Annotated in this window: 28 protein-coding genes; 12 read left to right on the forward strand and 16 right to left on the reverse strand. The window is 42.0% G+C overall.

Annotation, left to right across the window (positions count from 1 at the left end):
* Nucleotides 1–201: 201 nt before the first annotated feature.
* Together putP and V7O64_RS00755 are read right to left on the reverse strand one after the other, a co-directional pair.
* Entirely contained in the window at nucleotides 202–1,689 is a 1,488-nt protein-coding gene (putP, locus tag V7O64_RS00750) for a sodium/proline symporter PutP (protein WP_407356125.1), read from the reverse strand.
* Between the two features lie 155 nt (nucleotides 1,690–1,844).
* Nucleotides 1,845–2,012, reverse strand: coding sequence for a hypothetical protein (locus V7O64_RS00755; RefSeq protein WP_407356126.1), 168 nt, complete (start codon nucleotides 2,010–2,012; stop codon nucleotides 1,845–1,847).
* 13 nt (nucleotides 2,013–2,025) lie between these two features.
* Here V7O64_RS00755 and V7O64_RS00760 point away from each other — a divergent pair, with 13 nt between their 5' ends.
* Both V7O64_RS00760 and V7O64_RS00765 read left to right on the forward strand, forming a co-directional pair.
* Complete coding sequence (locus V7O64_RS00760; RefSeq protein WP_407356127.1) at nucleotides 2,026–2,205, forward strand: hypothetical protein; 180 nt, start codon at nucleotides 2,026–2,028, stop codon at nucleotides 2,203–2,205.
* A 29-nt stretch (nucleotides 2,206–2,234) separates the two neighbouring features.
* Complete coding sequence (locus V7O64_RS00765) at nucleotides 2,235–2,696, forward strand: metal-binding protein (RefSeq protein ID WP_407356128.1); 462 nt, start codon at nucleotides 2,235–2,237, stop codon at nucleotides 2,694–2,696.
* A gap of 69 nt (nucleotides 2,697–2,765) precedes the next feature.
* Here the strand turns inward: V7O64_RS00765 and V7O64_RS00770 are convergent, their stop codons facing one another.
* The 3 genes from V7O64_RS00770 to V7O64_RS00780 form a co-directional block, all read right to left on the reverse strand.
* Entirely contained in the window at nucleotides 2,766–3,671 is a 906-nt protein-coding gene (locus V7O64_RS00770) for a DUF4350 domain-containing protein (protein ID WP_407356129.1), read from the reverse strand.
* Between the two features lie 306 nt (nucleotides 3,672–3,977).
* Nucleotides 3,978–4,433 carry an arsenate reductase ArsC gene (locus V7O64_RS00775; protein ID WP_407356130.1) on the reverse strand — a complete coding sequence of 152 codons (456 nt, stop codon included), beginning with the start codon at nucleotides 4,431–4,433 and terminating at the stop codon, nucleotides 3,978–3,980.
* Between the two features lie 105 nt (nucleotides 4,434–4,538).
* Nucleotides 4,539–5,213 carry a YggS family pyridoxal phosphate-dependent enzyme gene (locus tag V7O64_RS00780; RefSeq protein ID WP_407356131.1) on the reverse strand — a complete coding sequence of 225 codons (675 nt, stop codon included), beginning with the start codon at nucleotides 5,211–5,213 and terminating at the stop codon, nucleotides 4,539–4,541.
* A 266-nt stretch (nucleotides 5,214–5,479) separates the two neighbouring features.
* On the opposite strand from V7O64_RS00780, the gene V7O64_RS00785 reads away from it, so the two are divergent.
* Nucleotides 5,480–6,178, forward strand: a complete 699-nt coding sequence (locus tag V7O64_RS00785; RefSeq protein ID WP_407356132.1) for a cohesin domain-containing protein — start codon at nucleotides 5,480–5,482, stop codon at nucleotides 6,176–6,178.
* A 142-nt stretch (nucleotides 6,179–6,320) separates the two neighbouring features.
* Here the strand turns inward: V7O64_RS00785 and V7O64_RS00790 are convergent, their stop codons facing one another.
* The 5 genes from V7O64_RS00790 to V7O64_RS00810 form a co-directional block, all read right to left on the reverse strand.
* Nucleotides 6,321–7,109 (reverse strand): DUF1638 domain-containing protein, encoded by a 789-nt coding sequence (locus V7O64_RS00790; protein WP_407356133.1) that lies wholly within the window; start codon nucleotides 7,107–7,109, stop codon nucleotides 6,321–6,323.
* Between the two features lie 311 nt (nucleotides 7,110–7,420).
* Nucleotides 7,421–7,648: a ChaB family protein gene (locus tag V7O64_RS00795; RefSeq protein ID WP_407356134.1), complete on the reverse strand. Its 228-nt coding sequence runs from the start codon at nucleotides 7,646–7,648 to the stop codon at nucleotides 7,421–7,423.
* Between the two features lie 69 nt (nucleotides 7,649–7,717).
* On the reverse strand, nucleotides 7,718–8,323 hold the full coding sequence (locus tag V7O64_RS00800) for a ferric reductase-like transmembrane domain-containing protein (RefSeq protein WP_407356135.1): 606 nt from the start codon (nucleotides 8,321–8,323) through the stop codon (nucleotides 7,718–7,720).
* Between the two features lie 177 nt (nucleotides 8,324–8,500).
* Entirely contained in the window at nucleotides 8,501–9,325 is an 825-nt protein-coding gene (locus V7O64_RS00805; RefSeq protein ID WP_407356136.1) for a mechanosensitive ion channel family protein, read from the reverse strand.
* Nucleotides 9,325–10,386, reverse strand: coding sequence for a hypothetical protein (locus tag V7O64_RS00810; RefSeq protein WP_407356137.1), 1,062 nt, complete (start codon nucleotides 10,384–10,386; stop codon nucleotides 9,325–9,327). The genes V7O64_RS00805 and V7O64_RS00810 overlap by 1 nt, the downstream gene beginning before the upstream one ends.
* A gap of 288 nt (nucleotides 10,387–10,674) precedes the next feature.
* On the opposite strand from V7O64_RS00810, the gene V7O64_RS00815 reads away from it, so the two are divergent.
* From V7O64_RS00815 to V7O64_RS00825, 3 genes are all read left to right on the forward strand, one after another.
* Complete coding sequence (locus V7O64_RS00815; protein ID WP_407356138.1) at nucleotides 10,675–11,100, forward strand: peptidylprolyl isomerase; 426 nt, start codon at nucleotides 10,675–10,677, stop codon at nucleotides 11,098–11,100.
* Nucleotides 11,101–11,385: 285 nt separating this feature from the next.
* The gene (locus V7O64_RS00820) at nucleotides 11,386–11,928 is read left to right on the forward strand and encodes a pyruvoyl-dependent arginine decarboxylase (RefSeq protein WP_407356139.1); all 543 of its coding nucleotides are present in this window, start codon (nucleotides 11,386–11,388) and stop codon (nucleotides 11,926–11,928) included.
* Between the two features lie 468 nt (nucleotides 11,929–12,396).
* Nucleotides 12,397–12,768, forward strand: coding sequence for a YqaA family protein (locus V7O64_RS00825; protein ID WP_407356140.1), 372 nt, complete (start codon nucleotides 12,397–12,399; stop codon nucleotides 12,766–12,768).
* 59 nt (nucleotides 12,769–12,827) lie between these two features.
* Here the strand turns inward: V7O64_RS00825 and V7O64_RS00830 are convergent, their stop codons facing one another.
* From V7O64_RS00830 to V7O64_RS00840, 3 genes are all read right to left on the reverse strand, one after another.
* Nucleotides 12,828–13,508: a DUF1638 domain-containing protein gene (locus V7O64_RS00830; protein WP_407356141.1), complete on the reverse strand. Its 681-nt coding sequence runs from the start codon at nucleotides 13,506–13,508 to the stop codon at nucleotides 12,828–12,830.
* Nucleotides 13,509–14,112: 604 nt separating this feature from the next.
* Complete coding sequence (locus V7O64_RS00835; protein ID WP_407357360.1) at nucleotides 14,113–14,403, reverse strand: universal stress protein; 291 nt, start codon at nucleotides 14,401–14,403, stop codon at nucleotides 14,113–14,115.
* Nucleotides 14,295–14,627, reverse strand: coding sequence for a universal stress protein (locus V7O64_RS00840; RefSeq protein ID WP_407356142.1), 333 nt, complete (start codon nucleotides 14,625–14,627; stop codon nucleotides 14,295–14,297). The genes V7O64_RS00835 and V7O64_RS00840 overlap by 109 nt, the downstream gene beginning before the upstream one ends.
* A 198-nt stretch (nucleotides 14,628–14,825) precedes the next feature.
* Between V7O64_RS00840 and V7O64_RS00845 the strand changes: the two genes are divergently transcribed.
* From V7O64_RS00845 to V7O64_RS00860, 4 genes are all read left to right on the forward strand, one after another.
* The gene (locus tag V7O64_RS00845; protein ID WP_407356143.1) at nucleotides 14,826–15,305 is read left to right on the forward strand and encodes a PspC domain-containing protein; all 480 of its coding nucleotides are present in this window, start codon (nucleotides 14,826–14,828) and stop codon (nucleotides 15,303–15,305) included.
* Nucleotides 15,306–15,309: 4 nt separating this feature from the next.
* Entirely contained in the window at nucleotides 15,310–15,645 is a 336-nt protein-coding gene (locus V7O64_RS00850; RefSeq protein WP_407356144.1) for a LiaF transmembrane domain-containing protein, read from the forward strand.
* Nucleotides 15,646–15,755: 110 nt separating this feature from the next.
* On the forward strand, nucleotides 15,756–16,499 hold the full coding sequence (locus V7O64_RS00855) for an SIMPL domain-containing protein (RefSeq protein WP_407356145.1): 744 nt from the start codon (nucleotides 15,756–15,758) through the stop codon (nucleotides 16,497–16,499).
* A gap of 277 nt (nucleotides 16,500–16,776) precedes the next feature.
* On the forward strand, nucleotides 16,777–17,583 hold the full coding sequence (locus tag V7O64_RS00860) for a tryptophan-rich sensory protein (RefSeq protein WP_407356146.1): 807 nt from the start codon (nucleotides 16,777–16,779) through the stop codon (nucleotides 17,581–17,583).
* A 121-nt stretch (nucleotides 17,584–17,704) separates the two neighbouring features.
* On the opposite strand, the gene rpiA is transcribed toward V7O64_RS00860, so the two are convergent.
* The gene (gene rpiA / locus V7O64_RS00865) at nucleotides 17,705–18,400 is read right to left on the reverse strand and encodes a ribose-5-phosphate isomerase RpiA (RefSeq protein ID WP_407356147.1); all 696 of its coding nucleotides are present in this window, start codon (nucleotides 18,398–18,400) and stop codon (nucleotides 17,705–17,707) included.
* An 18-nt stretch (nucleotides 18,401–18,418) separates the two neighbouring features.
* Nucleotides 18,419–19,750 (reverse strand): aspartate--tRNA(Asn) ligase, encoded by a 1,332-nt coding sequence (gene aspS, locus V7O64_RS00870; protein WP_407356148.1) that lies wholly within the window; start codon nucleotides 19,748–19,750, stop codon nucleotides 18,419–18,421.
* Nucleotides 19,751–20,418: 668 nt separating this feature from the next.
* Between aspS and V7O64_RS00875 the strand changes: the two genes are divergently transcribed.
* Together V7O64_RS00875 and V7O64_RS00880 are read left to right on the forward strand one after the other, a co-directional pair.
* Nucleotides 20,419–21,591: a hypothetical protein gene (locus tag V7O64_RS00875; RefSeq protein WP_407356149.1), complete on the forward strand. Its 1,173-nt coding sequence runs from the start codon at nucleotides 20,419–20,421 to the stop codon at nucleotides 21,589–21,591.
* A 55-nt stretch (nucleotides 21,592–21,646) separates the two neighbouring features.
* The gene (locus V7O64_RS00880; RefSeq protein ID WP_407356150.1) at nucleotides 21,647–22,330 is read left to right on the forward strand and encodes a hypothetical protein; all 684 of its coding nucleotides are present in this window, start codon (nucleotides 21,647–21,649) and stop codon (nucleotides 22,328–22,330) included.
* Nucleotides 22,331–22,722: 392 nt separating this feature from the next.
* Here the strand turns inward: V7O64_RS00880 and gatD are convergent, their stop codons facing one another.
* Nucleotides 22,723–23,976, reverse strand: coding sequence for a Glu-tRNA(Gln) amidotransferase subunit GatD (gene gatD / locus V7O64_RS00885; protein WP_407356151.1), 1,254 nt, complete (start codon nucleotides 23,974–23,976; stop codon nucleotides 22,723–22,725).
* Between the last annotated feature and the right edge of the window lie 2 nt (nucleotides 23,977–23,978).

The following is a 23,978-nucleotide window of genomic DNA, read 5'->3' on the forward strand; positions in this document are numbered from 1 at the left end:
AGACTTCCTTAATGCTCAGGAAAGGAAGTTAATATAAGTTTCTTGACATTGGTTTCATATTTTCGGATCCTATGAGTATCTATGTGTTCATTATATTGATACACATCCTCAAATTAAAAATAATTCTACTCAAGGTTATCTGCCAATAATGTAGAAAAGTAGTGAAGCCGCAAGGCCTCACAATATTTAATTCTTTTTGGTTCAGATGTCTGCAACTCTTACTCTGTCAAACTCTTCTGTGATATCGGTTGAAGGTGCCTTTTCAAGCATGCTTATGACAAAGATGACGATGCATGAAAGCACAAAACCCGGTACTATCTCATAAAGGTCGAATATACCGCCATTTAATTGTTTCCATATGATCACCATAAGGCCACCGGAGATAAGGCCACCAAATGCCGCATTCCGTGTCATTCTCTTCCAGTAAAGAGAGAATATTATAGTAGGTCCGAAAGCAGCTCCAAATCCTGCCCATGCGTAAGCTACAAGCTCAAGAACAGAACTTTCAGGATCAAGTGCAAAGTAATATGCTATAATCGATACCATGACCACGGCAAATCTTCCCATCCATACAAGTTCCTTTTCGCTGGCATTCTTTTTGAAGAGCAGTTTATATATATCCTCTGTGAACGCAGATGCTGAAACCAGTAACTGTGAGTCTGCTGTGCTCATTATAGCTGCAAGGATCGCTGCAAGCAAAATACCTGCGATAAAAGGATGGAAGAGCTTGTTTATCATTACCATGAACACGGTCTCACTTGTTGCGCCTTCCAGTAATCCGGGGAACATAGCTATGCCTACCATTCCTGCAAAGACTGCAAAGGCAAGAGAGACTATGACCCAGACCATGGCAATGGCTCTGGCTTTTTTGACCTGTCCTGAATGCCTGATAGCCATGAATCTCACAAGTATGTGGGGCTGACCGAAATATCCCAGTCCCCATGCAAGCAGGGAAACGATTGCTATCAAAGAGATCATCTCACCGCCTGAAGAGCTGAATGGGTCCAGGAGTTGAGGATCAATTGATCTGATGATATCAACGGTCGAACTGTATCCACCCACTTCTCTCATACCAATAATGGGTACCAGTGTAATGGCGATGATCATGAGCATGCCCTGGAAGAAGTCTGTCCAGCATACAGCCATAAAACCACCCAGGAAGATATAGGCTATTATAACCAGGGTGCCTATGGTCAGTGCTGTCAGGTAGGATACATCAAATACTGTGCTGAAGAGCTTCCCGCCTGCAACCAGACCGGATGATGTATAGAATAGAAAGAATATTAGGATAAGCAAAGCGGATATGAGCCTAAGCGACTTTGTATCGTCCCTGAAACGGTTCTCAAGGAAAACAGGAAGGGTTATGGCATCTCCAGCTATTTGTGTATATTTGCGCAGACGCTTTGCTATGAACTTCCAGTTAAGATAGGTCCCAACAGCCAGACCAACAGCGATCCATATGGATTCCATTCCCGCAATATAGGCATATCCCGGAAGTCCAAGCAACAGCCACCCACTCATATCTGAAGCCTGTGAACTGAGGGCTGTTACCCAGCTGTTAAGCTTTCTTCCACCAAGTATATAGTCTGAAAGGTTGACGGTCTTCCTATAAAAAATAGCACCAATGCCCAGCATAAGGAGCAGATAGAGTGCAAAAACAAGTAAAATGGATAGCTTTTCTGATAACAAATAACAACCTCTTTAGTACACTTTCACAGTATGGTGAAGTTGTTACTTTATTTAATCATTTCTTTTTTGATTGTGCAGATGAATACTTCAACAACCTGTTGTTAGTATCATCCTGTCATCACTCTCAATCAGGTAGAGCACAAGCTTGTTATCCTCTATTGAGGTTGCCTGTACATTACCGATATGCAAGGTACTTGCTGGCCAGAATCCGGACCACAATATGCCAGCGTCATCAGACCAGGTGAGATGGTTATCTCATTCCCTTCCAGGGTGTAGCTTCCACTTGCAACGTTGGAGTCTGAAGTTTCTGTACATCCGGACATTGAAATAATAGTTATGAACATGCTGAAAAAAAGCACTGATTATAGTGTTTTTGAAATTAGACCCATATTTGTATCCTCTGCGGAATATGTATGTGTTCCTGATATTCAGGCACACACTAAAATTCACATGGATATGGAATATCTGCAGAGGCCTTCATCGGGTTACAAAGATTCAAATACCCTTTATTCATAAAGGTTCGTTAATCATAAGGGATGAACAAAATGCCGGAAGGAAAAACCCACGATACTATCAATACAATTGTGCTGATACTGGTATTATCAGTCATCTACTTGTGGAAAGAAACAAATATTGTAAATCTGTACCTGGATAGTTACACTATACTGGTCTTTTCAGCAGCCTATTTGTTTGCAACATTCTTTCTCAGTCCTGACCTTGATATAAACAGCACGCCCTACAAAAGATGGGGGAGGCTGAGGATCATATGGTGGCCATACAAAGTTGTTTTCAAGCACAGGGGTCTTTCACATCATCCGCTGGTCGGTCCTCTTTCAATAGTAATGAACCTTGCAATAATAGTTGCTGCAGTTCTCCTGCTTGCTGGTTTTGAGTTGCATAAGATCCCCGGAAGTTTTATCTTAGCAGTCACAACCGGAATGGTCATGTCAATGGAAGTTCACATTATATCGGATCGTCTCATCTCAAAACTTAAAAGTATTTTTTGACATGGCTTACAAAAGGATGGGAAAGGAACAAAAAAGCATGAAGTAAAGATGAAAGCAAGGGCTGGACCCTTACTTCTCTTTCCTGCGCTGCAGGAAGAATGCCAGACCGATTATTGCTGCCATTGGCAATGCAATGGTCGGGAATTCCGGAATACTCTGATTTTCATCAGGAATGCTCTGGTCTTCACATGGTTCACCAAGCCAGGTGAAAATATTGCGTGTAAGTTGCTCGTTGTCCTCCAAATCAATATAATAGTTTTCGCAGAAATTGGAGTCTCCTGTGATCACGACCTTACCCGGACAGCTCACCACGGTCATAACAGCATTTCCATTATCGTCCCATGCTACTTCTTCAGAAGGGATCGAGCCTGAGATCTCACCTGCCGCACGGAAAATGAACCGGGATACACCATCATAGATGGGATGGGATGCCGTGTTTGTGATGTTAAGGTCCGATGGGCGAATGTACGATTCACCTAGCTGTGTGCCGAATAGGTCAGCCACAGGCTGGATATTTTCATTCGGGGTATCTGTGTTATCTCCCATTATCAGGAGACCGCCGCCGTTGGCCACGAATTCTTCGATGGCAGCTACGTCTGCTGGGCTGTATTGGGTGTCATGGGATGAAGCGACACAGATGACCAGAATATCATACTCTGACAGGTCGACATTATTTAAGCCGATATCTGTTGTCTGGACTGTGTACCCCATACCATTTAAAATAGTCACAAGGTCACTGTAGTGACCAGAGGGTTGGTAATCTTCGTATACTCCATGTGTCAGGTCCCACAGGATCTTCTGATCAGAATCCTCCACCGGGGCAGAATTGGAATGGAATACTATATTACTTTGTTCAATATACTCATTTCCGGTCGTGATGTCAATACCAGCAGAAGATGCTGTTATTGTACATGCCATTGCTATGATCAGAGCTGCAATGACCATTAAGGTTATTCTGCTTCTATTTATTTTCATTTGTACCACCTGTTTTCCATTATATGCCTCTTAAGGACTATCTAACCCACAGAGATAGCTGTCAATAAGGCAGGAAATGCCAAAACGGTGCAATGCACAAATAAAAGGCAGCTCTGTCTCTACAGACAAAGATCAGTCTCTTCTCAAAAATGAACTTGTTATATAAATACATTCTTAATTATTTCAACACATAGCAAATATATTTATTTTACTTGGTATTTGTAATTGTGGTGATGAAATGCGATTTTATTAGAAGCAAGCTGCCGGAAGACATAGAAAATAAAAAATGTAAAATCCCAGGATTTTTTATGATTTTGATGGTTCTTTCGTTTCTTCAACAAACTGCTGTATCCTTTTCCTGATAGAATCCCTGAGTGTTCGTGCCTGTTCCAGTTTTTCATCCTCTGTCCCGGTAAATGCTGCAGGATCAGGGAAAGGCCAGTTCAACTGTACAAACGGCCTGGGAAATATAGGGCATTCTTCCTCATTTGCTCTGTCACATACGGTGATCACATATTTGAACAGTCTTCCTTCCCTGAAGAGGTCCCATACAGCCTGAGTCTTTTTATCTCTGAGGTCAAAACCGTCCTCTTCCATGACTTGTTTTATCAGAGGGTCAAGACCCGTGGGTTTAAATCCGGCACTTTCAACTTCAAACCGGTCTCCTCCGATTCTTTTTAAATACTCTTCAGCTATCTGGCTTCTTCCACTATTGTGGACACATATAAACAGTACCTTTGTTCTATCATCAACGGATGCCATATCATCTGCTTTAAGTATGAAGCCCTGATAAAGTTAAGCTCTATAGACTATATAATTCCGGGTACCCTATATACGCAGATCTGGCATGCACTGCACCTGATCATCTCAGTATTCCCTGTCCCCGAATATTGCAGAGCCGATACGCACCATCGTGGCTCCTTCTTCAATGGCAATCCTGTAGTCCCCTGACATTCCCATGGACAGCTCAAGGAGATCGATATTGCCGTTCTGCATGATATTGTCATTCTGTATACTATCCTGTTTTATCCTGTCAAAGAGTATTTTCATTCTTCTGAAATACGGACGTGCCTCCTCCGGTGATACATAAGGAGGTATGCACATAAGTCCTGTTATCCTGACATTGCCAAGCAAGCTGATCTCTGTTATGGCCTGTTCTATCTCATCGACACCAAAACCGAACTTCTGGGGCTCTTCACCTATATTGACCTGAAGGAAGACATCCTGTATCTTTCCAATGTCCCCTGCCCGTTTATCTATCTCCTCTGCTATTTTTGCAGAATCCACAGACTGTATCACGTCAAAATGGTCAACTGCCTGTCTGACCTTGTTTGTCTGCAGATGTCCTATAAAGTGCTTTTCACATGGCAGGATATGATCACATTTGTCTTCAAATTCCTGTATCCTGTTCTCTCCTATGATGGTGGCACCTGCCTGTATGGCTTCGTTGATCCTGGGGGGGTCCACTGTCTTTGTGACACATACAAGTTTTGTTTTTCCGAGTTCTTTGAGTACTTTCTTTATGTTTTCATTCACTGTCATTGTTTTTCCATCTATATTATTCAAAATACGATGTATTTAAATGGTTCCGGTTGGAGCCAATGTAATTGAACACCTTGCTAACTGAAACGCTTTTTGCTGACTGATCCTAGCTTCTTAGTTCTTTTAATTAATAGATCTGCTTAGCTTAAATACGGATGAATGTTTCCAAATGCTTATCAACATTCAATACATAATCATAATATTATAATTTAGTCTGTATATAAGTTAAACATTTCTTTTTCATTATTATCAGACAGGAGAATGAGATGTCTGCAAGAAAACGAACCTTTCAAAGGGCCATAATTATCGCAGTTTTGCCGGCTGTTCTGCTAAGTTTCTATTGTATGGGTGCTATTGCATCGGAGCTTACACTCAGGCCTTCAGCTGAAGTTATCTTACCAGGTGACATTTTCACTGTAGATGTATTTGTCGCCCCTGATACCGGGATCACAGGAATGCAGCTTGATCTTGTGTTTGATGCTTCAAAGGTCCGGATAGAGAATGTAGAAGAGGGAAGCCTCTTTAAGCAGAGCGGCATGGACACTGTTTTCAGTAAAGGGATTATTGAAGATGATTTACTAAAGGATGTATATGGGTGCATACTTGGTGATGAAACGGTTTCCACAGCTGCCACATTTGCCACAGTTACGTTTTCGCTGGATACGCAAGCCTCAGATAGCCTGACTCTGGATCTGAGCAATGTTATCTTAAGCGATCAGGCAGGCAATGCCCTTGAAACAGTTTCAACAGGTATTATCATTGAGATCCAGGACAACAGTCCTCCTCAAAGGCCAGGAGATTTCAATAGTGATGGTGTTGTAGATTTCTATGATTTCGTCTGGTTTGCAGGTTCATATAATTCCAGGGCAGGAGATGCTAACTATGAACCTTTTTTTGATTTTGATAAAGACGGGGATGTGGATTTCTATGATTTTGTAGAGTTTGCAGCTTTGTATGGGCAATGAAACATTCATCATTATTGTATCAGTATTGTTAATGTGCAGCCAGGTATTTTCCAGGCTGCACCTGGATGCATTTAATCCATCCTTATGTAACAAAGGTATAAGCAACTCATATTAAGGAACTCATATTCTGTTACGGTACCTTTTAAACGATTTCTTCCTTAATAGAACGATAAGACTCATCCGTTGTCTTTGTAGAGCCCTTGAAGATTATCTTTTCAAAATCAAAGAGTGAGGCAAAGTCATCCACTATATTGTCAAACTCCTTTTCGTAACATAATCCGGTATCCACCTTTCCTACACATTTATAGCCAGAGTAGTCAAAGACCATTTTCATCATTTCAGTATCATCGGGATCAGGTGCTAATTTGGCAAGGACGAGCATCTCTCTCCAGTTAGCCGCCTGCATCGGTGTAAGGAAGTAAGTGCCTTCCCCTCTCTTCTCCCCCATAACAGCCTCTACGTAAGCATTCCTGTTCTCAAATGCTGCACAGATACAATCATCTACGATCTCCCCATGGGCATCCTTTAGTATCCTTACAGGTATTCCCAGGTAAGCAAAATCCTTTTCCAGTGAACCCAGCACGTTCCCGCAGAGACCATAAAACACAAGTATCCCGTCAAATAGTTCACCGTTTTCCTCAATAGACCTATATACTTTATCTTTGAGCAGAGCAGGCTCGGCGTCCAATGCGAATTCAAGAAGGTTGAGGACAACTGTGAACTGGTCAGTAACATCACCTGTGCCAATAAGCGAAGGCAGGTCACTGATGCCTGCTTTTTCATATTTCACTGCCACTTCTGTTAGTTTCTTTTCAATACCTTCTGTATTCTCGTTCTCTACCAGTATCAGGCGTGCATTCTTATCTTCTTCGAATATATGGACAAGTTCATCTTCGAACATGCGACAGGATATCAGATACAACAACGGCATTTTCAAACTCCCTTTTTCTTTTTCGCAACGTGTCATTTCCGGGCCTGCAAACACATTTTACAGGCAGATTATGACATTTGCCAGGTATACTATGATTTCTCTGGAATGCTATATTAAACTCACCTTTCTCATATGGAGTATTTTTTGTGTGGAAAAAAGATTGCTATGACTTATTCTCCATTTAGCTGGCATGTCTGCTTAGCAGATACTGGAAAAAAAGAATATTGATTACTATTCTTCTTCTTCTTCTTATTATTATTATTGTAATATTAAATAAAAAGGGTTAATAGCAAATTGAGTTTCAAAACATCTTATTTCTCCACCCAATCCCCCTTTTCGTTCTTTTCATATTTGTTCTTCACAGCAGACCAGGCAACACGATGAGCCACTTCTTCTCTTGAGGCATCCCCTCTTCGCTCTTCCGGATCAGCATATTGGTCCCATGCATTGTTGAACGCTTCTTTGTATATTTCCCGGGCATGCTTTGGAAGATTATCCTTTACATTTGATGGTAGTTCATTTATACTTCTGTAAGGCAAAGAACCCACTCTCCTTAATAATTTATTCTTTATCGTACAGTCATTTTTACTATACATTAAATGAGAAATTCACTCTATATGTTTCTTGTGTTTGCTTTTCCTGTAAAGGGCAACACGTTTATGGAGAAATATCCCTGCCACGGTCAAAGCCATAACTATCCAGAGAAACTGCATTGATCCTGAATTGAGGTCCGTACCTATCAGCCAGGCATGAGCAAAGGTCAGTAAAAAGGCAGGATATATGAGATAATGGATCTTCTTCCATCCACCTGATATGCGTTTCCTGTACAGTGCGGCAAAAACAGCTATCAGTATCAAATAAAAGGCCGGCCTTCCGGCAAGCTCCAGAAAATCCGTAAAGGGATGGAATACCGGTACAAAAACAGAGATGCTGCGCCTTTCAATTGCAAATGCTACCGGGTGGACCAGCATCAGCAGGATACCGATACGTGCAAGTATATGATGTACAGCAATGAACCCTTTTCCAAAGACATTCTTCATCTGCCTCATATATTCAGATGACAATATAGCCAGGAATATGAAAAAATATGCAAACAAGCCGGATGCTCTGTATATCAGCTGTAAGAAAGTGTCTGTTTTTTGTAAAAGCGTAAAGATCATTATTGCTGAAACGACTATTAATGAAAATAATATTGCATCTCGTTTTTTTATCATGAAGGCACCGCTCATATTGGATAGGAAGTAGTATAAAGATATTTTGGGATGCCGTACGTAATTGACGTTGTGCTTGTATAGCGTTGTATTTTTATGTTGTATTGCCGGCATGCAGGGAACAATTTCATTTATTATTTCTTTTCTTTCTATTCTGTCCGGAAGATTAATTAAAAACCATCAGGTATTTTCAACATGGCTCATAATATGAGCTTTCGGAGGTCTTATGCCTCTTTTATAGAACTCGTTCCATGTTCTCCTGGTAATATCCGACCTGAACACGAACTCATCCCTCAGGTCGTTCACATATGCCCTTGCTTTAAGACTTTTGTAGAAAGGATGGTCATTCAGAAGAATAGTGACAGGCCTTTCAGGTGATATGTAGACGAACCTTGAGGTAACAACAGCCTCCCTCAGTATTTTCATTGCCAGGTCTATGTCAGAGTCGTTCTCTATATAGATATCAAGGGATGCCATCATTTCTGAACTGCCTGAATTGCCACTTGCGACACATTCTGTAAATATCAGGTTGTTTGGTGCTGAAACCAGGTCATCATCAGGAGTGACAAGGCGTGTGGCCCTCAGACCTATATCCTTCACCTCGCCATAGTACTTTCCCATCTCTATCCGGTCACCGACCTGATATGTCTTTTCCATGACTATGATGACTCCTGCTGCAATGTCCTCAAAAAGGTTCCTCAGACCAAAACCGATGGCAGCACCAATAAGACCACTTAGAAGTACCAGCTGGTTCAGTGAAAGTGCAAATATGGATGCCAGGATGTAATATATAGCGAAGGAATAGATAAGCACTTTAGAAAGTGGTATTATTGTCTTGAGATGGAGCCTGTACCGCCATGACATTTCAGATAGCTTTGTCAGCAAAAAAGCTACAATCTTTGCAAGCAGGACTGCAATGGCTATGATAGCCAAAGATACAAGCACGGTTTGTGTATCGACCTGCCCGAAGGTCGTAACAAAAGCATCAACCTCAGATTCAACCATTACCACACCAGCCTTATGTTCTCTAAATACCTTACCACAACATACAGCCTTTCAGGTTTCACGCTGTAGTATTCAGCCTTCTTCACTATGACATCCTGATTCTGCATTTCAAACAATATCTTGTTGATGATCATGTCGTCAACATTGCAACTCCAGTTCAGTATATTTTTCAATTCTTCTTTTTTGATATGCCCCATTGAAAGAATAAGATACAGAACAAATCTTCCGGTGCTGTCAAGATCGATGTCAGTATCGATCGTATCTATATTACTTGTTTTTATAACGGGGTGTTCCAGCCATTTATCCCATATTTCCTTTGCAACTCCCGGGTTTCCACGTGACAGTTTTACTATCTCTTTAAATATGATAGATTCTGCCGTTTCTTCTGGTTTTTTGTTAAAGAGCATTGTTTGAAGTGCAATATAGTTGATCTTCAGACTGTACAGATTGATCCTGCTGTGGGTAAACCTCTCTGCGATTGGTCTTTTAACTATCCTGAATATCTTCTCATCCTTTACTTCTTTATCATTGATAAACTGGATCTCATCTTCTGCATATTCTGAAAGCAAGAACCTTTTCATGTTCTCATGATCCATTTGAGGAAGAGTTATCCGGACCGGGAAATATCTCCCTATGTCCATCACCCTGTTAAGATAATTCCAGGAATGGATGTTCCATGTTGTTATGAAAAGCCTGTCATCTGATGAGATCACCATTTCAAGGAACTCTTCAAGAACATCAAAACCACCTATCTTTCGCATATACAGGTAATGGCAATTATCAAAGATCATTATCCTATTATTGTCTTCAAGTAAAGGTATCTCTTCTTTATTGCTGATTATAGATGAAAAAGTGATCTTTGTCACATCATGAGAGTGCATTTTGACAATCTCGTCCACAAGCTCGGATTTACCTGCATAGGGCAATGCAATTATTGCGACATTGATCCTCTGACCGGATTCAAAATCAGATATTGCAGTTTTGATCTTTTCAATTGTTTCATCCAGACCGAATATCATTTTTTTAAGGGGGGCCTTCTCGTCCTGTTCATCAATAATCATTCTGCATGCCTTTACATTTACTATTACTGCACTTTAAGAAGCTATTCTTTGCCTGCAAACAAAAACACACAGACACTAACATATCTAAAAAACAGAATGTCATACGATTATATATAGTCCATGACAGCACAAGAACAGTCCTGTTGTGTCAAGCATAGATGCCTGTGTTTGTTCCCATGACTGCAGATGCTGTTTTTTTCATGAACCAAAACACCTAAGTAATGTTGTCCCCTCCTTTGAACAAGAAATGAGTGAAAGCTTGTTTTTTGTATAAACCGAGTTGATATTTTGCCAATAAAAGACGGAGATACAATAAAGATAGATTACACCGGCACACTTGATGACGGTACTGTTTTCGATAGTTCTGCAAACCATGACCAGCCTCTTGAATTTACAGTAGGTGCGGGTCAGGTCATTCCTGGTTTTGAAGAAGCTGTAAGGGGCATGGAAGCAGGCGAGGAGAAAACATTCAGAATAGAGCCGGCTGAAGCTTATGGTGAGCATAACCCCGCTCTGGCCCAGTCAGTTCCAAGGTCAGTCATTCAATGTGACATGGAATTAACTGAAGGAATGATGCTGATGGTGGGAACCACCGATGGCCAGCAGATGCCTGCAAGGATCAGTGAGATTAGCGATGAGAACGTAACACTTGATATGAATCATCCTCTTGCCGGCAAGGCACTGACCTTCAACATAAAAGTTGTAGAAGCATAAACAGATTTTGGGCTCTAAAATGGGCTCCAAAATACCTTTTTCTTTTGTATGGTTTTTTCTCCGATATCCACCTGAAATGTCTTTCCAGACCATCTGATGCTTTTTTGTATTTCATTGAGCCTGTTGTGGAATTCTGATCACTCATAATGTTCTTATATTAGTATGCTTTTTCAATCATCATCACAGAATTGATGAGATACGTTTGTGTAAAGAAAATGGAAATCGATAAGTTTCTGAAAATCAATATAAATATAATAATATATAATAATATAAAGTGATGATAAAATGGTTCCGAAAAAATGCTTTTTGACAAAAGGTGTTGGTGTACATAAAGACCGGTTAGCATCTTTTGAATTGGCGCTGCGTGCTGCACAAATCGAGAAATACAACCTTGTTACTGTATCCAGTATCCTTCCGCCTAATTGTAAACTGGTGTCCAAGGATGATGGACTTCAGGAGTTGCCGGCAGGAGAGATAGTTCATTGCGTCCTTGCACGTAATGATACCAATGAACCGCACAGACTTGTTTCTGCGGCTGTTGGAACGGCAGTCCCTGTGAATGAGAACAACTATGGTTACATCTCCGAGCACCATTCCTTTGGTGAGGATGAAATAAAAGCGGGCGAGTATGCTGAAGATCTGGCAGCTACAATGCTTGCTACAACACTTGGTGTGGAGTTCGATGCTGATTCTGCATGGCATGAGAGAGAACAGGTCTATAAGGCCAGCGGACACATATTTGATACTACCCATTACTGCCAGGTCGCATACGGAGATGCAGACGGCAAATGGACAACTGTTCTGGCTGCCATGGTATTTGTTGAATAAATTTGTTGAATAAAAAGGGTCATCGATCCCTTTAATTTTTCTTTGATGCATTTTGTTTTTTATTAATATTATTGGATTAGGCCATTAAATTAGATTTTTGATTTAAAGGTGTGGCCAGATCTCAGAGTGCCCAGATTCTCCGGGATAGAGGTCAGGGGTAAAATCCAGCATAGTATCAACTACAGGTTTCCCGGCATGTGCCGGGGATGCCATAAACAAAAGGATTAACAATAACAATGATGTTCTTTCCACACTGAATACCTGAAATGATGTTAAAAAGCTGATAACGAACATATGAACTGCCTGACAATCATATCAGTTTTTGAAGTATAAATAAATAAATATATAAAGAATGTATTTATAGCTTTGCAAAATGGATAAGGATCCGCCATGATAGATATAATGCCACTTTTGACTGATTATGGGTACATCAGCCTATTTATAACAAGTTTTCTGGCCTCAACGATATTGCCACTTGGTTCTGAGGGACTTGTGGTGCTGATGGTCGTTGGTAACTTCAACATATATACTGTCGTGCTTGTGGCGTCAGTGGCAAATTTCCTGGGGTCATGTACATCTTACTATATAGGATATACAGGGAGAAGCCTTGTTATAAGCAAATACTTGCACATATCCGACAATCAGCTCAAACGTGCAGAGGAAAGTTTCAAAAAATACGGGGCATTTTCCCTTCTTTTCACCTGGTTGCCAGGCATAGGGGACGCAATCACTGTGGCAGGGGGACTTTTAAGGTACAGGTTCAGCTATTTTGCAATCCTTGTCTTTGCAGGAAAACTCTTCAGGTACATGGCTGTGGCCTATCTTGCCAGCAGATACTGAGCATGCACTGCAGGTTTTACCGGTAGCTGGCCACAAAAAATCAGAAGATATTCAGACATTCAGGATGTTCTGATGCTCTGCGGTACGACCGTGACCTGCTGTTTACTTAAAATGCCCTGTGAAGCTCCAATGGCAACCCTGGGAACAGAATGGCCTGCCATTACCATTTCTCTGAAGTCGGCATACGAATCTTTTATCAGATCGCGATTTCCTTGGATCTCTAATATGTTCAGCCTGAAAAGGCCGGCAAACTCTTCCATTTCCTCCTGGAAGCCCTCTGTGTACGATGTATCTGTATTTATCTGCACAACTGTTTCATAACCCATTGAATCAAGGACAAACTTTGCCATATCGATATCATCGGTATTTTCAATGAAACCGCAGTACTTGAACATCTCTTTCCAGTTTTGGGCCCACATCGGGGTCATCACGAGTGCGCTCTTCCTGTTAAAACTGGATATCATTTTCAGGAACGACTTCCTTCCACCCACAACTGCGCCGATGCAATCATCCACTATCTTTCCATCGTTGTCCTTCAGGATAGATACCGGACATGGTAACTGTTCCAGGTCCTTTTCTATCTTCTTGAGCACGTTCCCGCACAGACCATAGAACAGGAAGATACCATCAGAAAAGTAAGAGATCCGTTTTACATTTTCATAAACCTGGTCCTTAAGGGACCGGGGATCTCCGTGCAATGCAAGGCCCATAATATTGATCGTGACAACATAACTATCCATGCTGACATATATCTGTATGCCCTTTTGATCTCATCGACAGACATAACCCTATGGTGCAGACCTGCTTTGGTCAGCTTTTCCACGATGCCGGTACATTCATCATTTTTAAAGACCAGGATATCATCTATTTCTGGATCATTACATAATGTATCAATGATCTCATCCTCAAACATCCGACATCCGGTTATGTTGATTACTGTCATTTTGCTTTCCTCTTAGTTACATGGATTGTAAATCAGAGGCGTTAACAGAGACAACAACGAAAATATGATCCAGTCTTTAATCTTTGCATGAATCAATGTCTCTATCGATGTTGCCGATATTATCAATGCCTTCGATATAATTCGCTTTATAGATTATAACATATAACTGTATGCTTAACGGTGTGAACAAAAAGAAGAACGTAGCGAAGTGATTTAATGTAACGGCGTTAACAGGAAAATATATTCTATATGATACATGGGATTTAAGGGACTATTTCAAATCTTTCAGATAATCCATGGGATCTTAAGACAATCCATGGTTATAACCATGAGCTGCGGCCTTTTGTGAACAATCCGGCATATTGGAATTCTTCCCTTTATGGGGCAACTCCAGGAGGGTCTCAGGGAATGACAAGTACCGGTCTTTTTGCATGCCTTACCACATTCTCTGCGACGCTGCCAAGCAGTATATGGCTAAGTCCGGTTATCCCCAGGGTTCCCATTACTATCAGATCCATATCGTTCTCTGTGGCAAAATCAACGATTCCGTCTGCAGGTGTCTTATCATCGATCACCACCGTCTCTACTTCCACACCTGCTTCTTTGCCGACACCAGCCACATACTCAGTGGCCTTCTTACCCTCATCCCGCAGGTGGTTTTCCAGTGCTTTTGACCACATCTCCCCGCGCATTGCAAGAGTGACCCCTGTGTGAGGTACAACATAAAGTGAATATCTAAAACCCACTTAGGAGCCTCTATAAACTTTGCAAGAGTGACCCCTGTGTGAGGTACAACATAAAGGGCACTGACCCTGGCACCGTTTGCCTTTGCCAGTTCTATTCCCCACTTCACGGCATTCTTCACATTCTCAGAGCCATCCGTAGCTATTGCTATCGTCCTTATTTCCACGCTCATATTTATCTCCCCGTTATAGTATCAGTTTTCAAGTGACATATATATATGACGGATGGGCACACAGGCCGGACGGGAACCTTAATGCGTGCTCATTTTCTTTATGGTGCTTACCTGCAGTTCGCTTTAAATACAATGATGGGGCAAGTATCCAATAGATGCAATTATTCCGGAGGAAGAGGGATATAAAGGTGATTTTTTATGCAGAACAGGGAAAAAATTAAAAGAAGCCGTGATGACCGTATGATTGCCGGGGTAGCCGGAGGCTTGGGGAAATACTTTGATACAGATCCTACTTTCATAAGGCTGCTCTTTGTTATTACCACCTTCATAACAGAAGGATTAATGATATGGGTATACATTCTGATGGCAATAATCGTCCCTGAGGAAGAGAAATCAGGGAAGAAGCTTCCTGCAGGTACGCAAGAGAATGAACCTGCAAAAGAATCTGTCCCGGAGGAGGAAGATGATCCCATACGGACAGGGGAACTTCCCGCAAACCTTGAAAACAAAAAAGAGGAGAGCAAGTCAGGTGTCTGGCTGGGCATCGGTCTGGTTGTTTTAGGCCTGCTGCTTCTGATCGATCGGCTGGATCTGTTCTGGTGGCTCAGCTGGCGCATTATGTGGCCTCTTCTACTGGTTCTTCTTGGTATATGGATAATCCTGAGACGTGGCAGGTGAACATGTGACATATCATAGCGGTATCCTTGGGGCTCTGATGCTGATAGGGGCTGGTATCCTGTTGCTGTTCAATAATATGGGCATGCTGCCGGCTGGTTTCTGGTGGGCTCTCCTGGACCTCTGGCCGGTACTGATTATCCTGTCTGGTCTTGATGTGATCGCAGAATACAGCCGCTCCGATCTTACAGCTTATGCGATATTTGTCGCCGGATCTTTGCTGATCATTGCAGTTGTATGGTTTGCATGGTCTTATCCTTATGAGCAGCCGCCCTCGCTACTGCAGTATTTCCCATTCCTGCATGTACTTGAGAATTTGTCTTCTGGTTTTGATGTTCCCTGAAATGTATTAACAACCTGATAACTGCGAACCGGTTTGCAGTTTAGACAATTCTTTAATATGTAGTGGTCATTCTATAGCATATAGCATCCATTAAGAAGGAGGATGAAAAAATGTCACAAGGAAATAACAATAACATGGCGTATTATGTCGTCATCGCATTAACGATCGTTTTGGTGCTGATGGCAGCAACGATATATGCCAGTTCACAGGCAGGATATACTAAAGATACACCAAATACCATACAAATGAACGGGAAGGCAGAAATGATGGTCGTGCCCGATACCGCACAGCTGAGCATTGGTGTTGTGATCCAGGCCCCGACTTCCAGTGAAGCCACAGAAGAGAGTGCAGCCATAATGAGTACGGTAATTGAGGAGCTCAAAGCACTTGGCCTGGAGGACAGGGAGATACAGACATCATACGTCTCCGTATACCCGGTATACAACTATGACGGGAAGGCGACCATTGAAGGCTATTCAGCTTCCAACAGCGTGCAGGTGACCACTACAAAACTGGATGTCCTGGGCGATATCATTGACAAATCTGCAGCTGCCGGTGCAAACCAGATAGGCGGTATATCCTTCACGGTATCCGATGAAAAACAAAAGGAACTGCGCGAAGAGCTCATCGATGAAGCAGTTACTGATGCATCATCAAAAGCCGATATGCTTGCCAGCAGTCTGGGTGTCAGGATCATCGGAGTGCAGACATCATCCATAAGCGACAGTACCCAGCCAAGGATATATTACGACATGATGGAATCACCAAAAGAGGAAGTTGCTATGGGTACTCCGGTAGAGCCCGGAGAGTCCAGGGTCTCAATGTCGGTCTATGTCACATACATCATAGAATAAACTGTCAGGAAAACATATCTGATAATCACCCTTAGTGATGATTCTCATATAGTGGACGATCAACATATAATGTATGATCTTATGAAAGGATGTTCCCGCATCCTTTCTTTTTTATCTGAAAGCAGGACATAGGGTCCGGCATATACGTCCTCAACATGATCATTTTTGAATTATGGGTTCAAAGGTCCCGGAACTGCCGGATACATCCGGATAAAGGGCACTTTTATTAGTTTTGAATCTATAATGTATCCTTATCAGTGAACATGAGGAGACACCAATGGACAAAGAGCAAACATGCACATCAATAAAGATAATAACCCTGTTGACATTTCTGACAATGGTTATTGTCAATGCCCTGGCCAATGCCCTTCCGATCAACGGTATCAGTACCGGCCAGATCTCTGACTCTTATCCCAACCTTTTTGCTCCGGCCGGGCTGACCTTTGCGATATGGGGACTCATATACCTGCTGCTGGCAGTGTATACTCTTTATCAGCTTGGGCTTTTCCGGGAAAATGCCAGACCCGACAGGGAAGACCTGTTGTGCAGGACCGGCATGCTCTTCTCCATCTCCTCTATTGCAAATACGGCCTGGGTATTTGCATGGCACTATCAGGTCATTCCATTATCCCTGTTATTAATCGTTGTCATCCTTGTTTGCCTTATCAGGATAAACACAATGCTGAAAAAAGAAAGCCTTACAGGAAGGGAATATCTTTTCATCAGGCTCCCTTTCAGCGTCTACTTTGGCTGGATAACCGTGGCGACCATTGCTAACGTTACCATATTCCTTGTAAGCATAGGCTGGAAAGGTTTTGACCTGACCGATGCAACATGGACTGTCCTGGTTCTCACTGCCGGCCTTATCATAGCTCTTGCAACAATGCTGAAAAACAGCGATATTGCCTATGGACTTGTCATTATATGGGCATATGCAGGAATACTGTTAAAGCACGTGTCAGCCGATGGGTTCGATGCTCAGTATCCTGTGATTATAACTACAACAATGGTCTGCATCGTGTTACTGATCATTGCAGAGATATATCTTTTTTCAAAAAGGGAACGGCGAATGCAAGCGGCCTGATCTTAAATAAAATGGAATCCGGATAAGGATAGATATCTGCGTATCCGTCCTTACTTATCCTTCCGATATTGTGAAGATCCTTTATTTATTTATTTATTTATTTATTTATTTATTTCTTCGCTTATTTGCTCATGATCTGCACCGGGGCGTCTTTTCTGCCGATGTAGACCTCATCAACGTTGGTGAAGATACCATGCTCAACAATACCGGTCAGCTGGGAAAGCGTCCCTGACATCTCCAGGGGATTTGCTATCACACCGAAACTGGCATCTATTATGAAATTACCATTGTCGGATATCACAGGTCCGTCCTTCCTTGACGCAAGACGAAGCACAGGATCCCCGCCTAGCTTTCTGACCTTTCCCATGACCAGTTCCCTGGCATAAGGAAGCACTTCCAGCGGAACATAGTGGTTTAGCTGTTCACTTATCTTAGACTCATCTGCAACTATCACAAAACGCTTTGCAGAACATGAAACGACCTTCTCGCGGGTATGGGCCGCACCGCCGCCTTTTATAGTGTTCAGGTCCGCATCCACCTGGTCCGCACCATCGATGGCAATATCAAGTTCCGGGTGCTCTGCCAGTGATGTGAGGGTGATACCGGCCCGGATGGCAAGCATTTCCGACTGGTACGATGTTACGACCGCAATTATGTCCAGCCCCTCATCCACACGCCTTCCAAGCTCTGCTATGGTGTAAGCTGTGGTGGAGCCGGTGCCAAGACCGACTACCATACCATCTTTTACAAGGTCGGCTGCAGCTATCCCTGCGGCCTTCTTCTCGGGACTTTCTCCTGTCGGGTTTCTCTCTTTCATCAGGATCCATCCTTTAGATCAGGGGGAAAGTCTGCGCCTGTCCCTGGGGAAGAGGACAACGTCACGGATGTTCTCAACACCCAGCATGGTCATTACCAGCCTTTCGCATCCGATGCCCCAGCCTGCGTGCGGAGGCATGCCATACCTGAATGCCTTGAGATAGAACTCAAACCCTTCCGGATCCAGTCCCTGGGACTCTATCCTGCTTATAAGGAGCTCGGGGATGTGGATACGCTGTGCACCTGATGATAGTTCCATGGTCCTGTGCATCATATCGAATGCCTTGGACAGCACCTGGTTGTCCTCATAGGGCATTGCGTAGAAAGGCTTTATTTCGGTTGGCCAGTCTATGATGAAATAATGGGATTCTCCTGTCTCTTTGAACACATGCTCACCGATGGTGTGCTCGGCCGCAGTACCAAGGTCATCGCCCCAGTTGAGCATCTCATCACTGTTGGCATTTACTATCTCGATAGCCTCGTCATAGGTGAGCTTCAGGAATGGCAGCTTTGGTACCCTGAGCTGCACATCAAGGACTGCAAGTGGATCAGATGCATTCTCTATGACCTGCTCATAGATGTAGGCCACCATATTCTCCAGGACCTCCATCACATCGAAGTGATCGCAGAAACTCGCCTCGATATCAATGGATGTTGCCTCGTTCAGGTGCCTGCGGGTGTCATGCTCCTCTGCCCTGAAGATAGGACCGATCTCAAATACCCTGTCAAGTCCTCCTGACATGAGTATCTGCTTGAAGAGTTGCGGACTCTGGTTCAGGAAAGCCTCCCTGTCAAAGTAAGTGATGGGGAAAAGGGATGTACCCCCTTCAGTTGCCGTTGCTACAACCTTTGGACTGGATGTCTCAATGAATCCGTTATCCGTGAGGAAGCTCCTGACAGCCCTGAGCACTTCGTGCCTGATCCTGAATATGGCTGTCGTTCTTTCCCTTCGAAGATCTATGAACCTCGAATCAAGGCGGGTATCAAGTTCAGCTTCAACCTTACCCGTTGTGTCCATTGGCAGGGGTGAATCCGCTTCATTAAGAACCGTTATCTCCTCAGGGATGAGCTCATAACCGTTGGGAGCCTTACCTTCTGGTTTCACAGTCCCGCTTATGGATACAACTGATTCCCTGACAAGCTTCCTGGCAGTTTCAAGGAGCTGCGGATCGGTCTTCTTCTTCACCAGTGTGACCTGGGCCCGTCCCTCACGGTCCCTGAGCACAACAAAACAAATTCCACCAAGATCACGGACCTCGTGCACCCATCCGGCGACAGTGACCTTCTGGTCACCCAGCTCCTCCGGATTGATCTGTGACGTATAATGTGTTCTAAGATTTGCTAATGACATATATTCACCTGATTAGTGCATTTATATAATAGATTGAGTTGCTAATACCTAATTAATTCGTTATAAAGGTTGCCAAAACGATGATTCATAAAACATTTTATGATGGAAAATGAAAGAAAAATAATTGATAAGGACTTAGAAACAATGTCTTTTCGAAAGTTATAGTTTAAGGACTATCTGATATAATACTAAAAATAAAAATATGGAACCTGAATAATTGAGAAAAGGAAAAGACATACTCATACTCTAGTTTAAGTTAACTTCCAGAAAAGTACAATAAATTCAAGACTTTAAACAAATAATATATTTGTGAGTTTTTTGAATTTCGTTCTTGTATTAAACTAATATGTTAGTTTTAACAATTAGATATGCTTGGGATGTTTTCTTGAGATTCAGATGATAAATGAAGCAGAGTTATTATATAATTTATTATCTATTTAGATAATATACAATGCTATTTTAACTAATGCCCATAATGCATATATAGTTAGTAAAAGAATCATACAATGTCACATTGCAATAATGTGGAGTGGGGTCCAATCTATTTTTGCAGAGTAGGCTTGAACCCCAAAATGCCCAAAGGCAAGGTCATAGTTGACTTTGATGATGTTTAAGGTTTACGCAATCTTGCCTTTGGTACATTGTGAAAATAAAACAAAGGTGGATTAATGAAACAATACCTAAGAATTGGTTTTGCTGCAATGCTTTGTATGCTCTTGCTTGTAAGTACTGTAGCTGGAGAAGTATCTTCAGAAATATCAACGATGGATGAAGACGAAAATTTAGAAGAATTTATCATTAACATCCCAGCAATTAGCAACAAGACATTAGATAATTTAAAAGGGAACAGCAATATATTGAAAGTTCAAGGGGAAATTCCTGAACTAGAAAGTGGAAAAGAAGTATATGAATGGACAAAACAAGTTGACAAAATCAGAGTCAATATACGAGAGGATAAATCTTTAGACAATTACTATTACCCATCTGGACCACTTCTTGCTTATGGAACAGATGCTAAAGGTTATTTCGTGGTCATGCTTTATGATAAAGCAGAAATAAAAGATGAAGATATTGATTCTATTGCTGAGATTATAACAAAATATGCAACTAAATCAAGCATAAAAAATGTTCCTATCGTTTTTACTACAGATGAATTAATAAGGCCGGTTAGTTCTTCTGTAAGTACAACTAGTACTGCTGCTATAAGAACCAATCCTTATCTTATCAATTATCGTCCAATAACAGGTGGGATTGCTCATTCTGTTTATTTCCCATTATTAGGACAAGCTCAACTTGGAACAATTGGATTTACTGCAAAGAGAACTAGTGACAGCACACTAGGATACGTGATCGCTGGACACGTTGCAGGATGGCAAACTGGTCTTAGTTCATATCAGCCTATATATAGTGCAGCTAATTATAATGCAGATGTCTCTGTACTAGGAGCAAATACCGATGCAGCCTTTGTTCCATATAGTAATGTAGTGGATGACCTGCACATAGGAGGAGGGACTTTTGTAGATGTATATGGAACTTATTCTGGAGGAATATCTGGCATGCAACTTACAAAATCCAGCACTGCTAGCGGTTCTGTCACTGGAACTTATCTCGCAGTCTTAACTGGACAAACTGTTTTAGGACAGTTTATGGATACGATTGAAGTAATGAGCACAGCCTGTCAGGGTGGAGATAGCGGTGGTCCAGTATATTATACAAGCAGTGGAAGATATAGAATCGTAGGAATAATATCTGCAAATGGAACATATAACGGAGCGCCTGCTACAATATACATCCCGTATGGGGAAGTAGCATCCAAACTTGGAGTAAAAGCTCTTAAGTAAACCTCAATAAGAGGTTTACTTTTTACTTTTTAAAACGGGAAGGAAGTATTAATCTATGAATAAAAAAAACATTCTAGTCTTTATAAGTGCACTTTTGATAATAGGAATTACACAAGCAAGTGCGTTCAATGTCACCTATAGCAGTATTGATAATGGGATATTTGAAAGAATTACTACCTTGTCACAAAATGGGATTAAAAACTGCACTAACCCTGAAAGTCCCATATATGACTCATCGGTTGTGAAAGCATATGGAAATGTTCCTTTTATTAGTAATGCAAGCCAGCTAAATGAATTTACAGACAAATTAAGACACGTCAGAGAAAACTCATGGCAAGAAATTGATTTTTATCCTAATGGGTCCATTGTTAGATATGGGTCAGACCCTTCAAGAGGTTATTTCCTAATAGAATTATATGATAATGGAGAGGGAAATTATTCTGAAGAAGATACCAGAGAGATTTACGATATCGTGGAAAAATACGCAATAAAAAATGCAATTGAAGATATTCCTGTTGTTTTTACACTAACAAAAGAAACAGGTTTCATAGGTTTTTTGGAGTATCCTGTTTATAGATATGATATTGATAATAAAACTGTAGGAATCTCAGGTATAAACAATTCCATGAATAGTACAAATAACACAAGCCTTCATAACAGTCAAAGTATACCTTTCTCAGGAATTCTAATCAGTCTTCTTGCTATTGCAGTTGCATATACAATAATTAAAAAGGAATAGGATGCATTGTAAGTAGACTAATGATATTATTAAAAATGTGATAAAATTGTAAGTAAGATGAACAGAGAAATACATAAGAGTTCTGATTTGCTTCGATTGATACTAAAAAACAGAAAGTAATTGATATTCAATGGGTTATTATATATCCTTATTCATCTTCTTTTTTATACAAAATGCAGTAACTTCTTGCATAGAAGGCATGGTAACAAGCACATATAGAGCACTTTAACGGTAGCATTAATTCGCATGCATGAATATGCATACAAAAATTAGCATACTCGCCCTAAATGCAAAAGTTATATCTAATTGTACATCACATTTCTAGAAATTAAACCATTTTTTGAAATTATTTATTCATAATAAAGCTAATTACTAGATTCCATGAGTGCTACTCACTCAAGGCTTCTCTTGTTAATCTCGCACCTGATATCCTGTTTAAGCATATCCAGCGCAGTACCGTAGTCATCTGTCTGGCCCAGTGCCCACATCATCTTGACAAGACCCACCTCGGGAAGCATATCCTCACCTTCAATGGCCCCGGCTTTCAGTATGTCCCTGCCGGTGTCATATACCCTGTCACATACCCTGCCATTGAGACACTGGGAAGTGATCATCACCGGTATCCTGTGGGATGTGGCCCTCTCTATCTGGGGTATCCAGTCAGTTGATACATGACCAAGGCCCGTACCTTCGATAACTATGCCCTTATAACCTGCGTCAATGAACCAGCCCAGTATGTCCGGGCTTGCACCGGGAGTGAACTTCACAAGGGCACATTTGGGCACAAGAGAGCTTTTCAGTGTCAGTATTCTCTCGTTCCTTCTGATATAGGGCAGGGATGTGCATATCTCTCCTGTTGCATAGTCCACATAACCTATCGGCTCGGAGTTGACGGACCTGAATGCATCCCTTCTGGACGTGTGCATCTTGCGCACCCTGGTGGCGCGGTGAATGGCACATATGTCATCGGAGCTGTCGTTGTGCATGACGACACTAACCTCAGCAATATCACTTACAGCAACCTTTGCAGCACATATGGCGTTCATTGCATTGTCACTGCTTGGACGGTCGGCACTTCTCTGTGAGCCCACAAAAACAATTGGTACGGGGGTATCTATCATGAAGGACAATGCAGCTGCAGAGTACATCATGGTGTCCGTACCATGTGCTATTATGATACCATCGGCACCCTTGTGTATCTCTTCCACAACAGCTTTTGAGAGCTCCTGCCAGTAGCTTGCCTTCATGTTCTCTGAAAGTATGTTATAGATAGCTCTTCCGCTAAAGTTGGCTATTTCGGTCAGCTCGGGTATTGCCTGCAGGATATCATCAGCCGAGAACTGGGAAGTGACCGCCCCTGTCCTGTAATCTATCTTGCTGGCAATAGTCCCGCCGGTAGATAATATTGATACTTTCGGAAGCCCGGTCCTTGCTGTTATCTCCGGTTTTGCCGCCTCCTTCCCGGAGGATGCAATGTCCTCTTTTTTCTGCAATAATGTTACAGTAGCCCCTTGTGGCGTAATGCCTGCATTATACCCGCTGTTCATCTTAATGACTATATGGCCGGTAGTGCTTGGCATAACGATGCCTTCATATTCAACACCGCTCTTGCTGACCCTTACTCTGTCACCCTCTTCAAATTCCATGT

The organism is Methanolobus sp. WCC5 (assembly GCF_045690325.1).
Lineage (GTDB): Archaea > Halobacteriota > Methanosarcinia > Methanosarcinales > Methanosarcinaceae > Methanolobus.